This window comes from Ruegeria sp. YTSA226, assembly GCF_059609905.1.
On the sequence record NZ_JBXWMQ010000005.1, the window covers coordinates 293,088 to 305,109 of the forward strand.

13 protein-coding genes and 1 pseudogene are annotated in these 12,022 nt (G+C 54.5%); 11 read left to right on the forward strand and 3 right to left on the reverse strand.

The window, feature by feature from the left end; translation table 11 throughout:
- Positions 1-28: 28 nt before the first annotated feature.
- The 4 genes from AC2FFF_RS10345 to AC2FFF_RS10360 are packed head-to-tail and all read left to right on the forward strand — an operon-like array spanning position 29 to position 3,015.
- The gene (locus AC2FFF_RS10345; protein ID WP_271952720.1) at positions 29-697 is read left to right on the forward strand and encodes a cupin domain-containing protein; all 669 of its coding nucleotides are present in this window, start codon (positions 29-31) and stop codon (positions 695-697) included.
- Positions 697-1,380 (forward strand): SDR family NAD(P)-dependent oxidoreductase, encoded by a 684-nt coding sequence (locus AC2FFF_RS10350; RefSeq protein ID WP_271952722.1) that lies wholly within the window; start codon positions 697-699, stop codon positions 1,378-1,380. Before AC2FFF_RS10345 ends, AC2FFF_RS10350 begins: the two co-directional genes overlap by 1 nt.
- Positions 1,381-1,383: 3 nt before the next feature.
- On the forward strand, positions 1,384-2,442 hold the full coding sequence (locus AC2FFF_RS10355; RefSeq protein ID WP_281973963.1) for a flavin monoamine oxidase family protein: 1,059 nt from the start codon (positions 1,384-1,386) through the stop codon (positions 2,440-2,442).
- Between the two features lie 3 nt (positions 2,443-2,445).
- Positions 2,446-3,015: a TetR/AcrR family transcriptional regulator gene (locus AC2FFF_RS10360; RefSeq protein ID WP_496882930.1), complete on the forward strand. Its 570-nt coding sequence runs from the start codon at positions 2,446-2,448 to the stop codon at positions 3,013-3,015.
- Positions 3,016-3,310: 295 nt separating this feature from the next.
- Here the strand turns inward: AC2FFF_RS10360 and AC2FFF_RS10365 are convergent.
- Both AC2FFF_RS10365 and AC2FFF_RS10370 read right to left on the reverse strand, forming a co-directional pair.
- A pseudogene (locus AC2FFF_RS10365) lies at positions 3,311-4,098 on the reverse strand (IS5 family transposase).
- 120 nt (positions 4,099-4,218) lie between these two features.
- The gene (locus AC2FFF_RS10370) at positions 4,219-4,899 is read right to left on the reverse strand and encodes a GntR family transcriptional regulator (protein WP_271952726.1); all 681 of its coding nucleotides are present in this window, start codon (positions 4,897-4,899) and stop codon (positions 4,219-4,221) included.
- A 340-nt stretch (positions 4,900-5,239) separates the two neighbouring features.
- On the opposite strand from AC2FFF_RS10370, the gene AC2FFF_RS10375 reads away from it, so the two are divergent.
- The 7 genes from AC2FFF_RS10375 to uxuA all read left to right on the forward strand — a co-directional run bounded on the left by AC2FFF_RS10375 (position 5,240) and on the right by uxuA (position 11,481).
- Positions 5,240-6,223 (forward strand): TRAP transporter substrate-binding protein, encoded by a 984-nt coding sequence (locus AC2FFF_RS10375; RefSeq protein WP_142640370.1) that lies wholly within the window; start codon positions 5,240-5,242, stop codon positions 6,221-6,223.
- 93 nt (positions 6,224-6,316) lie between these two features.
- Positions 6,317-6,811, forward strand: a complete 495-nt coding sequence (locus tag AC2FFF_RS10380) for a TRAP transporter small permease (RefSeq protein ID WP_142640369.1) — start codon at positions 6,317-6,319, stop codon at positions 6,809-6,811.
- Positions 6,808-8,118, forward strand: a complete 1,311-nt coding sequence (locus AC2FFF_RS10385; protein WP_271952730.1) for a TRAP transporter large permease — start codon at positions 6,808-6,810, stop codon at positions 8,116-8,118. The genes AC2FFF_RS10380 and AC2FFF_RS10385 overlap by 4 nt, the downstream gene beginning before the upstream one ends.
- Before the next feature lie 96 nt (positions 8,119-8,214).
- Positions 8,215-8,958, forward strand: a complete 744-nt coding sequence (locus AC2FFF_RS10390) for an SDR family NAD(P)-dependent oxidoreductase (protein ID WP_271952733.1) — start codon at positions 8,215-8,217, stop codon at positions 8,956-8,958.
- An 18-nt stretch (positions 8,959-8,976) separates the two neighbouring features.
- A complete protein-coding gene (locus AC2FFF_RS10395; protein WP_281973965.1) occupies positions 8,977-9,288 on the forward strand; it encodes a cupin domain-containing protein in 312 nt (103 codons plus the stop codon).
- A 5-nt stretch (positions 9,289-9,293) separates the two neighbouring features.
- On the forward strand, positions 9,294-10,214 hold the full coding sequence (locus AC2FFF_RS10400) for a sugar kinase (RefSeq protein WP_281973966.1): 921 nt from the start codon (positions 9,294-9,296) through the stop codon (positions 10,212-10,214).
- Between the two features lie 31 nt (positions 10,215-10,245).
- Positions 10,246-11,481, forward strand: coding sequence for a mannonate dehydratase (gene uxuA, locus AC2FFF_RS10405; protein ID WP_496882931.1), 1,236 nt, complete (start codon positions 10,246-10,248; stop codon positions 11,479-11,481).
- Between the two features lie 204 nt (positions 11,482-11,685).
- On the opposite strand, the gene AC2FFF_RS10410 is transcribed toward uxuA, so the two are convergent.
- On the reverse strand, positions 11,686-12,022 hold a 337-nt coding region (locus AC2FFF_RS10410; protein WP_496882932.1), incomplete at its 5' end, for an IS5 family transposase.

Below are 12,022 nucleotides of genomic sequence, written 5' to 3' on the forward strand. Positions count from 1 at the left end.
CGATACCACTCAAGCCGAAAGGAAAAACATGGAACTGAACGCAGACTTTAAAACACGCGTGGTTGTTCATTCTGAACAGCTTGAGTGGAACGCTTCGCCTATGCCCGGTGTGGATCGGCGTATGTTGGACCGCATCGGCGGCGAAGTTGCCCGTGCCACGACGATTGTGCGCTATGCGCCGGGCAGCAAATTTTCGGAACACACCCATACAGGTGGCGAAGAATTCATTGTGCTTGATGGTGTATTTCAGGACGAACATGGCGACTTCCCCGAAGGGACATATGTGCGCAATCCTCCCACCACTGCACATACGCCGGGGTCAGAGCCGGGCTGCACGATCTTTGTAAAGCTGTGGCAGTTCGACATGGCCGACCGCAATCAGTTTCGCAAAACCATGGCCGAAGAACTGACCGATCCTGTGGATGGTGTCGCAACGGCTGAACTACACCGTGATGCGCGTGAAACAGTTACCTACAGCCACCTTGATGCAGGCGCGACACTGGAAAATACCGATGTGGGTGGGATCGAAATGCTGGTGATTGCCGGTTCCGTCACCGAAGGCAGCGATACGCTTGAAAAAGGAGCATGGCTGCGACTGCCGGAAGGCGATCAACTGTCTGCAACGGCTGGCCCTGATGGGGCAAAGCTGTGGATCAAGACGGGTCATTTGCCCCACGCCAAACCGCCTGCCGTCTGATGAGTGTTGAAAAACCTTTGGTCCTTGTGGCCGGCGCGGGGGCTGGCCTTGGTCAGTCCCTGTTGTCCCGTTTCACAAAAGATGGCTTTGCTGCCGTTGGCTTGGGACGCACGCAACCTGAAACGGTGATTGGCCAGTTCTTTGAGATGGACCTGACGGACGAGAGTGCCGTTCCCAGCATCCTGGCACAGGTTATCGCAGAACATGGCCCGCCCAAGGTTGTGATCCACAACACGAGCGAACTGATCATCGCGCCTTTCGCAGAAACCCGGCTTGCTGATTATCAACGCACGTGGGGATCGATGGTGCAGTCTGCCATTTTGCTTGCCCAATCGACACTGCAACCGATGGTCCGCGCTGGCGGTGGTACGTTCATTGTATCTGGCGCCACAGCGTCCTTGCGGGGTGGTACAAGATTCTCGGCCTTTGCCAGCGCAAAATTCGCCTTGCGCGGCCTGACGCAATCGCTTGCACGGGAGTATCAACCAGCAGGTGTTCATGTCTGCCACGCGATTCTGGACGGTATCATTGATACAGCGCGATCTCGGGACCTGCACAACCTTGATCCGGGCAAGATGATGAAGCCCGAGGACATCGCAGAGGCCTACTGTAGCCTCGCCCGCCAACCCAAATCCACATGGACGCACGAGCTAGATCTGCGCCCGGCATCCGAAGGGTTCTAGCGCATGCAAACGCTGATTGTCGGCGGCGGGTTGTCAGGACTTGTCTTAGCCGAACGTCTTGAGGCGCAAGGGCGCGACTATATGCTGATTGAGGCCCGCCCGCGGTTTGGCGGGCGAATCATGACGCAGCATCTGGAGGCAGGCTACTTTGACATGGGGCCTGCCTGGTTCTGGCCGGGCCAGCCACGTATTGCAGCTCTGATTGATCGGTTTGGTCTGACAAAGTTCGACCAATTCGCCGATGGCGCTCAGACCTTTGAGGATGAACATGGCAACGTGCAACGCGGGCAGGGTTTTTCATCAATGGAAGGGTCATGGCGGCTAAAGGGAGGGTTGGCTGCTCTGACAGACGCATTGGCCAACTGCCTGCCGGATCATCGCAAACAGCTAAACGCGCCGGTTGTTAAACTTGACATGTCCGGCGATCAATTCATTGCAACAACGGCAAAGGGCGAACAGATCTACACGGATCAAGCTGTCCTCGCTGTGCCCCCACGTGTTGCGGCCGAAATCGCATTTTCGCCCGCATTGTCTGCCGAAGCCACCCAAACCATGAAAGGCATCGCGACATGGATGGCAGGTCAGGCCAAGGCTGTTGCGGTGTACGACAAACCATTCTGGCGCAAACAAGGACTGTCCGGTGATGCAATGAGCCGGAAAGGACCGATGGTCGAAATCCATGATGCATCCCCCCCTGAGGGCGGACCATACGCGCTCTTTGGCTTCATCGGTGTACCGCCCCAAGGTCGCGCGGACGAACAACTGCTGCGTCAGCACCTGCACGCTCAATTAACACGGTTGTTCGGGCCTGAAGCCGCCGAGCCCCAAAAGCTCTACTTGAAAGACTGGGCCATTGATCCCTACACTGCAACTGAGGCGGATAAGGCACCGCTATATGCCCATCCGACATACGGTCTACCGAAGGCGATGAGCAATCTGTGGAACGGAAAGCTGCATTTCGCAGGAACAGAGGTCGCCCCGGTTTTCGGCGGCTATATCGAAGGTGCTTTGGAAGCGGCAGAGAATGTCCTACACAGCCTAAACGACCAAAATCTTGGATAACACATGGCGACCGACACCAAGACAACTCTGCTCAATTCGGCTGAACGGGCCGCGCGCAGGCGTGGCTTTGATGGGTTCAGCTATGCCGACCTGGCCGCCGACGTCGGAATCACAAAGGCCAGCATTCACCATCATTTCGCCAGCAAGGCAGCTTTGGCCGTCGCGCTGATGCAGCGGTATTATTCAGATTTGGAAACCGCCTGTGGCGAGATTGATCAAGACCATCCAACAGGGGCGACGCGCTTGGCCGCTTTGATCAAGCGGTATCGTGGCGCACTTGAAGGTGGTCAAAGCTTGTGCCTGTGCGTGTCTTTTTCGACCAGTACAGAAAATCTATCAGCAGACACGATTGCCGAGATGAACCGTTTTCGCACAATGATGACCGAATGGCTTGCGAGGGCATTTTCACTGGGTCAGGGCGATGGAACGATCCTACATGTTGACGATCCGGCAGCAGAAGCCGCCGCAACACTGCCTTTGCTCGAGGGCGCACAACTGGCAGCCCGAGTGGCACAGGACCCGCAAAGGTTTGAAGCGGCAGTCCAGATTTTGTCCAAGCGATTGGTTCAATAAACCAATGCGCAACCCTTCGTCCTGACACTGGCTTTTGTCCGTTAGGACTTGAGCACGTTCAAAAACAGACATTGCTGCGCTCTGCAGCATTGGTCGTTTTGGGCTCTGAACGGACCTCAGATGCGATACGGCATCGGTTGTCCGCCTGCCCTACACAGATTGTGGACGGCCCGTTGCTACCATTGCCCGAGGATTAGCGATGCTGCAGCGAGGCCCGTCGGAGGAGATGAGGTGGATGGCTCCTGCTCCACCGGCATCGCAATGCGCAACAATGCAGTTGTTATCGACTGCTAGGTCATGTTGACAAATAGCGGATCCAGAGGCGGATTGAAGTGATATCCACGCAGCCGAGAAAGCTTTCGGCTGTCTTATCTTAGCGGGTAGCCACCCGCCGAGCATTCATAAGTTTGTTGAAACATCTCTCGACCAGGTTTCTTAGCCGGTAGAGAGGCCAATCCAACCCAACGCGCCTCTTTCGGGACTTTCGCATTGGGATCACCGGTCGAATGCTTCGGCTGTGCAGTTCGGTGCGAATACGGTCGGCATCGTAACCTTTGTCGGCCAGCAGCACGACTGGCTCCGGCAGGTTGTCGTGCATGACCCGATCAAATCCAAGATAGTCCGATGTCTGGCCGGGTGTGATGTCCGTTCTCATCGGCAGCCCAGCGGCATTTACCCGGAGGTGGGTCTTGGTCGTGAAGCCGCCTTTTGAGCGGCCAAAACCCTGTTGCGGAGTCCCCCTTTTGCGCCCGCTGCCTGATGATGGGCACGAACCACTGTACTGTCGACCATTTGAAGAGCGTCAGGAACGATCTTGCTCTCGGTCAAGGCTTCCGGAATCTGTTCCCAGAGCCCCGCGAGAGTCCAGCGCCGGAACTGTCGGTAGACACTCGACCCCTTCCCAAACTCCTCAGGCAAGTCTCGCCGCGGGGCACCTGTACACGCAATCCAGAAAACACCATCAAGAACAAGGCGATGATTGGTAGGTTTGCGCCCATTCGGGGCACGGACCGAAAGGATGAACCGTTCAAAGAACGCCCACTCCTCGTCCGGCATTAGATTTCGTGCCAAGCTGGCCTCCATCGCAGATACCGGCTTGAATAACGATCAGAGGTCGTTGTGAATCCCTTTTGTCAACACGACCTAATATGTATGAATTTAGACTAGGGCGATGAGGCGAAAAGCCATCCGATATCTAGCTACCTATTCATCAAAGTATGCGTTATGCGTTGTGTAGATTGCCTGAATGGTTGGCGTCAAACGGTCAAGATGCGTACGAAGAACTTGATCCGCCGCCCACGCATCCCCGCTGAACAGGGCCTTTAAAAGAGATTGATGATCCAGATACAAATCATCCATTGCTTCTTTGCTGGTTAATGCCAGCATGCAAAGGCGGTCAACCTGCGCTTTGTTTTCGGCGATGATTTCAAACGCAAACGCCTGTTTGGCCGAGGCGCAAAGCAGTTTGTGAAACTGGTAGTCCAGATCATGGAACAAATTGACATCTTCTGCTGAGATTGCATCCGCCTGTTCACGAAGGTTAGCTTTTAATGCCGCGTCTACCGACTTGTCGCGATCTGACACGGCAGTGCGGATGACTTCCAATTCGACTGCGGCACGCACAAAGCGGGCATTCGCGATGAGCTGGCGTGAGAACGGTCGAACAACTGTCGCGCGTTGTGGCCGCACCAAAAGGAGATTGAGGTTGGAAAGTCGCGTGAAAGCCTCGCGCACAGGCTGGCGTGAAAACCCGAATGATTTCGCAACATCCGTTTCGGATATCTTTGTCCCTGGAAGCAGCTCCAGGCGGGTGATTTGTCCAAACAGTTCGTCAAAGACAACATCGCTACTCGTCGTGCGTTCAAGGGTTCCCAAAGCTGCCATTTTTTGTATTCCACCTCTGTTTGGCGACATTGTGGCAGATCAGAGAGAGAATTAATAGGGCAAATTAGGATACTAGGTTACATTATATTCATTGTTCTAAAAGGAAAATATCACATATCTAAAGAGCATCTAGAAAATTTATGTTGACTAGTATCCCAGTTATCGTGTTGGGTGTGCCCATCAACGAGGGCGGAGCAAGTGTGCTAGCTGGGAGGAAATCAGATCATCCAAATTGGGGTGAAGGCTGATCTGGCGTGACCACTTGTAAGGTTTCGAACACGATCGCCGGTCAAAGACGACTGGAAGAAAACAAGACCTGAACCTGATCTGGGAGGATAGAATGTTCAATTTTTCACTAAAGACGTTGGCTGTGACGGCTGTTTTGTTGGGCGGGGTTTCGACCGCGCAAGCTGATGTCACACTGCGCGGGGCAAGCATGTTTGATGAAGAACATGCATTCACTAAGACCTTGCGCGAGTTTGAACGACTGGTCGCAGAGAAATATGATGGCGAGGTCGAATTTGATCTGCGCCTGAATGGTGAGCTTGGGGTTGAATCCGATTACGTCACCTACCTCAACCAAGGTGTCGCCGTAGATTATACGATCCTTGCCCCGTCCAACATGGCGGTGTTTTCAGAGTCCATTCCTTTGATGGATATGCCTTTCCTGTTCCGTGATCTTGAACACTGGGATGCGGTGCTTTCATCGGATGCGCTGAAACCTCTTGAGGATGATCTGCGCGAAGCCGCTGGCATTGTGATTGTTGGGTATCATGGCGGCGGTGTGCGGAACCTGGCCTCAGCCGAGCCCATCACAAACATGGATGAACTTGCCGGACACCGCATGCGCGTCATGGGGGCCCCAATTCAGGCCCAGACATTCTCAGCTGTTGGCGCGGCACCATCTGCCATTGCCTACAACGAAGTCTATAACGCAATCCAAACAGGCGTTATTGCCGGATTTGAGAATGAAGCGGCCTCGATCCAGAACCTGAAGTTCTACGAAGTTGCGCCGCATGTCTCATTGACCCAGCACACGATCACGGTGCGCCCAATTGTGATGTCAGCAAAAATCTTCGATGAACTGCCTGCTGAGTTGCAAGCCGCTATCATGGATGCCGGCGCCGAGGCCGGTGCTTTTGGCCGCGCGTTGGAGAGCGGTCAGGACGGCGAAAAACTTCAAGCAATGATCGACGCAGGTCAGATCGAAGTGCATGAGTTCGAGGGTCGCGAGAAAATGCTGGAACTGGTTCAGCCAGTGCAGGACGCCTATGCCGAAGAGCTGGGGGCGACAGAACTGCTCAACAACGTTCGCGGAATGTGATCTCCCAGCTGACGGGCGAGTAAGTAATCAAACTCGCCCGTTGGCATAAATCCCGATGCGCTTGGCGCGTCACATTGCGATGTAGGGTGGAACATGCTTGGAAAATATCTGGATAGGTTCTGCACTGGGCTTCGTATATTGCTTGGCGTGATGATGGGGGCATTGGCGATACCGGTCGCGATGCAAGTTGTCTCCCGCTACACCGGTTTGATCCCAACTTATCTTTGGACCGAAGAACTGGCGACGTTCCTGTTCGTCTGGATTGTGATGATTGGGTCTATTGTCGCTGTTTGGGACGGCACCCATTTTGACGTTCGGATTACCCGCAACGCAATGAGACCGCTGCCACGTTTGTTCCAAGACGGCATCGTTCACGTTGCCATCATGATTTTTGGGGCGTTCTTCCTGTTTTACGGCATCGAATACACCGAATTTGGGGGCAAACAGCGGTCGGTAATGATGCGTGCAAATCTTGCGATTACGCACATCTCGGTCCCGATTGCCGGAGGGTTTTGGTTTCTCCTGTCAGGCTACCGGTTGTCCGAAACCATCGCGAAATATCTAAACCGAGAGAGCAGCCAGACATGATCCTCGATACTGCAACTGCCGCCACGATGCTTATTGCTGGCTTTCTGGTGCTGATTTTCATCCGCATCCCAGTGGCATTCGCATTGGGTTTGGCGACCCTCCCGGTTGTGTTGCTTGAGCTGCGGCTGACCCCGTTCATCGTGCTGGATCGGATGTTCCAATCCTATAACTCCTTCATCTTATTGGCCGTTCCATTCTTTCTACTGGCGGCCAACCTGATGAATTCCGGCAAAGTAACCGACCGGCTGATCGAACTGGCCCGTGTGCTAACCGGCTGGATGCCCGGCGGATTGGGTCATGTAAATGTCGCTGTGTCGATGCTGTTCGCAGGTATCTCAGGGTCTTCTACAGCAGATGCGGCGGGTATCGGAAAAATCCTGATCCCTGCCATGCAGAAAGAAGGATACGATACACGGTTTGCCGTTGCCATTACGGCTTGCTCTTCGGTGATGGGGGTCATCATCCCACCATCGATCCTGATGATCGTCTGGGGCGGTGTCATGCAGGTCTCTGTCGGCGCGTTGTTTCTGGGTGGTGCAATTCCGGGCCTGATGATTGGCCTTGCCTTGATGGCCACGGTCTATGGCTTCGCAAAAGCCCGCAATTACCCGGTGACAGCGACGCCTAATTGGGGTGAGTTCTGGGCCGCTTGGAAAGGTGCCGCACTGGCCCTTTTGACACCGGTCTTTGTGATTGGCGGTATTGTAGGTGGTCTTGTCACACCAACTGAAAGTGCAATCATAGCGGCGGGTTATGCGCTGATCTTGGGCATGTTTGTCTATCGGACGGTCACTGTCAGAGATTTGGGTACGATCCTCTATGACACCGCACGATTTGCAGCCATCTCTCTGTTTGCGATCGGCACCGCCTCGGCATTCGGATGGCTACTGTCGTTCTACGATGCGCCGCGCTTGATTGTCAGTGTTCTGACTGCTTGGGAGTTCGGGGCATTTGGAACGGCTATCTTGATTGCCCTTCTGTTTCTTCTCTTTGGCCTGTTCATCGATGCAATCCCGACAATCATCATTCTTGGCACGGTTCTGATGCCCGTGGCGCAGGCGGGTGGGGTTGATCCGATCGCCTTCGCTATCATCGGCATTGTCTCGCTTGCCTTCGGGCTGGTGACACCGCCATACGGCTTGTGTTTGCTCATCTCTGCAGCGATCGGCGGCCTAAACGTTGTGCAAGTCCTGCGTGAGGTCGTGCTTATCCTTGCCCCAATGCTGGTCATCCTCATTCTGTTGGCGGCATTCCCCGAAATCATTCTGTGGCTCCCAAAGGCAGTTATGCCGGGGGCGTTCCGATAATGGCGTCTCAACTTGCGCTCTGAGCGTATTCCGAAGGCGGCCAAACTAGACCCATGACAAAAGCGAAGCTCGCGCTTTGCAATAGGAAGGATCGACATGAAACTTGCAGGTAAGACCGCCATCGTGACCGGAGGAGGCCGTGATATTGGCCGCGCGGTTGCGATCAAACTCGCCTCTGAAGGCGCAAATGTTGCGATCAACTATTTTTCCAGCTCAAACGGCGCGGATGAAGCTGTTGCCGCAATCGAAGCCAACGGCGGTAAGGCGATTGCCGTGCAGGGCGACCTGAACAAGAAGGCGGATGTTGACGCGCTTGTGTATCGCACGGTCGAAACCTTTGGCGGCGTCGATATTCTGGTCAATAATGCAGGCGGTCTGATCGCCCGCAAAACCATTGCGGAAATGTCTGTTGAACATTGGGACGCCGTGATGAGCCTGAATCTGACCAGCACATTCCTGATGACGCAGGCTTGCCTGTCCAGGATGACGTCTGGAACTATCGTCAATCTCGCCAGTCAGGCCGGGCGCGATGGTGGTGGACCGGGTGCCGTCGCCTATGCCACAGCCAAGGGCGCGGTCATGACCATGACACGCGGTTTGGCAAAAGAGGTCGGCCCCGACATTCGTGTGAATGCACTTTGTCCTGGCATGATCGATACCGATTTTCACAATGTTCATACACCTGATGCTGGTCGACGCGGCTTTGAAGCCAACGCACCGCTAAAGCGTCAGGGTCATGTTGATGACGCTGCAAATCTCGTTTTATTTCTGGCCTGCGAGGACAGTGCCTTCATCACGGGCGCAAACATTGATCTCAACGGTGGCATGCTGTTTTCCTAACAAGCAAGGAGAGAACCTGTGCCCAATTTCCCGATCGTCTCTACAGGTGAACATGTCACGCGGCAGGTGCTATCTGATCATCCTGACCTCATGGTTGTTGCCTTCCGGTTTTACGCGACCGGGGCGATTGGTGCCCTACACAGCCATCCGCATGTGCAGGCGACCTATGTCGAAAGCGGTCGATTTCGGTTTACGTTGGGTGAGCACGAACAAGAGTTTGGCCCCGGTGAAAGTTTTGTCATCCCGCCCGGCCAAACCCATGGCTGCACATGCCTGGAACCTGGGACATTGGTCGACAGTTTCACGCCCCGCCGCGATGATTTTCTGTAACTGATATGCGTGTACTGGCAATCGGCGAATGCATGGCAGAACTTGCCCCATCTGAACGGGTTGGTGAATTCAAGCTTGGTTTTGCGGGCGATACCTTCAATACAGCATGGTATCTTGCACAAATCGCCGCAGATATCGACGTCAACTATCTGACGGCTGTCGGAGATGATGCGATTTCGCAGGATCTGCGGGCGTTCATGAAAGACAGCAGGATATCCGACACGCACGTCCAAGTCATTGCGGGCAAAACGATTGGGCTATATCTCATCCATCTCAGCAATGGTGAGCGCAGTTTTTCATACTGGCGCAGCGACTCTGCCGCCAGGCAACTTGCGGTCGACGAGATTGCACTCGGGCGGGCAGTTAAGGGCGCAGACTTAATCTACTTTTCTGGAATAACCCTCGCTATTCTCGATCCACAATCACGCGAAATTCTGTTAATTGCGTTGCGTCGTGCACGTGCATCCGGAACGACTGTTGCCTTTGATACAAATCTAAGACCACAGCTTTGGTCTACGCCGCAGGAAATGACAGACACAGTTATGAAAGCTGCTGCGCAATCCGATATCGTTCTGCCATCTTATGATGACGAAGCCGTATGGTTCGGGGACGGCGATTCAATTGCGACGTTGGATCGGTATGCAAAGGCTGGTGTCGATCAGATTGTCGTCAAGAACAGCGCGCAGCCTGTGGTTTTTCAAAAAGCAGGTCAACGTGGAGAGGTAGGCGTTGATCCAGCGAGGGGCATTGTCGATACCACTGCGGCAGGGGACAGTTTCAATGCAGGTGTCTTGGTAAGCGTTGTTAGGCAGGATGATTTGGCAACAGGCATACGCAAGGGGTGTCGTCTGGCAGGCCATGTCGTCCGTCACAAAGGCGCACTCGTCCCGGTTAACTTAGATCTTGGTAAGGATGAGACGGGTTAGTGATACGTCTTGATCAAGGAGTAGCAAGATCATGAAACAGACTTGGCGCTGGTTTGGTCCTTCTGATGCGATCTCCATTGGTGAAATCAGGCAAACCGGTGCAACCGGCATCGTCTCAGCCTTGCACCATGTTCCAACAGGAGAGGTTTGGCCAGTCGAGCACATCAAAGAGCGGCAGCAACAGATTGAGCAGCCCGGAGGCGTTTCATCTGGATTGACCTGGGACGTTGTTGAAAGCGTTCCGGTGTCCGAAGCGATCAAATCGCAAACCGGCCCGGTAAGGCAACACCTTGAAATGTACAAGGAAAGCCTACGTAATTTGGCCGAATGTGGCATTCACACAGTCTGCTACAACTTCATGCCAGTGCTGGATTGGACGCGCACAGACCTGAGCCATCCGCTGCCACATGGTGGGCACGCAATGCGGTTTGATCTCTTGGATTTTGTCATGTTCGATTGTTTCATCCTATGCAGGCAACGCGCGGAGCAAGATTATTCAGCGGTGATCATAGAAGCCGCACGGGCCCGGTTTGCAGATCTGGGCGATGGAGATCGCCTGAAACTGTCGAACAATATCGTCGCTGGTTTGCCGGGGGCGAACGACAATTGGTCTCTTGAGGACGTGAAACGAAACCTCGAGGCATATGTTGGCGTGACGCCCGAAACCCTCCGCTCCAACCTGGTTGATTTCCTTTCCGAGGTTGTTCCAACGGCCGAAGACCTCGGCGTCCGGCTCTGTTGCCATCCAGATGACCCACCTTTTCCACTGCTTGGGCTTCCACGGGTCATGTCGTCGCAAAGTGATTACGCGACCGTGTTGGATGCCGTTGACAGCCCGGCAAACGGAGCAACGCTATGCACCGGGTCATTGGGTGTTGCCGAAGACTTCGACCCAGTATCCTTCATTGCTCAGCACGGCCATCGGATCCACTTTGTACATCTTCGCAATACCGTGCGGGACGGTTCAAGCGACCGCAATCGCCATAGTTTTTCCGAGTCTGAACATTTGGCAGGAGACACAGATATGGTTGCAACAATTCGCGCCTTGATGGTCGAAGAAACGCGGCGCCGCAATCAGGGGCGATCAGATTATGAGATTCCCATGCGCCCGGACCATGGCCACGCTTTGCTGAACGATCTCACTCGTCCTTCCCAGCCCGGCTACCCGCTCATAGGCAGAATGCGCGGCCTCGCCGAACTGCGCGGTGTTATGCACGGTTGCACTTTGATTTCACCTGGGTCCGATGCCAATATTCGCGGCATTTAAGCGAGCGTCTGCTCCTCCGGACAGATCAGACCTTTTGCCGGGCTTGATGATATCAGTATGTGATCAGAAGACGACAGTAACCTGTCGGCAGAAGTCTGCTGTGCGCGCGCTTTGGGTCTTGAGCGGTTGAAAATGCTGCGCTTTGCATGAAAGTCCGGTTCGAGGAAACCGGTTGGTCGAACTGTTGGCGCCTAGGGTCAGGACTCATAGCCAATAGATGACGAGAGCTGCGATGGCGATTGCTGAGAGGAAGACCTTCGGGCACCTGTCGTAACGGGTTGCCACACGGCGCCAATCCTTGAGCCTGCCAAACATGATCTCGATCCGGTTGCGGCGTTTGTATCGGCGCTTGTCGTACTTCACCGTTGTCTTGCGCTGCTTCCGACCGGGGATACAAGCGCGTATCCCTTTGTCTTGCAACGCTTCTCGGAACCAATCGGCATCGTACCCGCGATCTCCGAGTAGCCAATCGACATTCGGTATGCCGCTGAACAGAGCCCGAGCACCGATGTAGTCGCTGACCTGTCCTGCGGTTATGAAC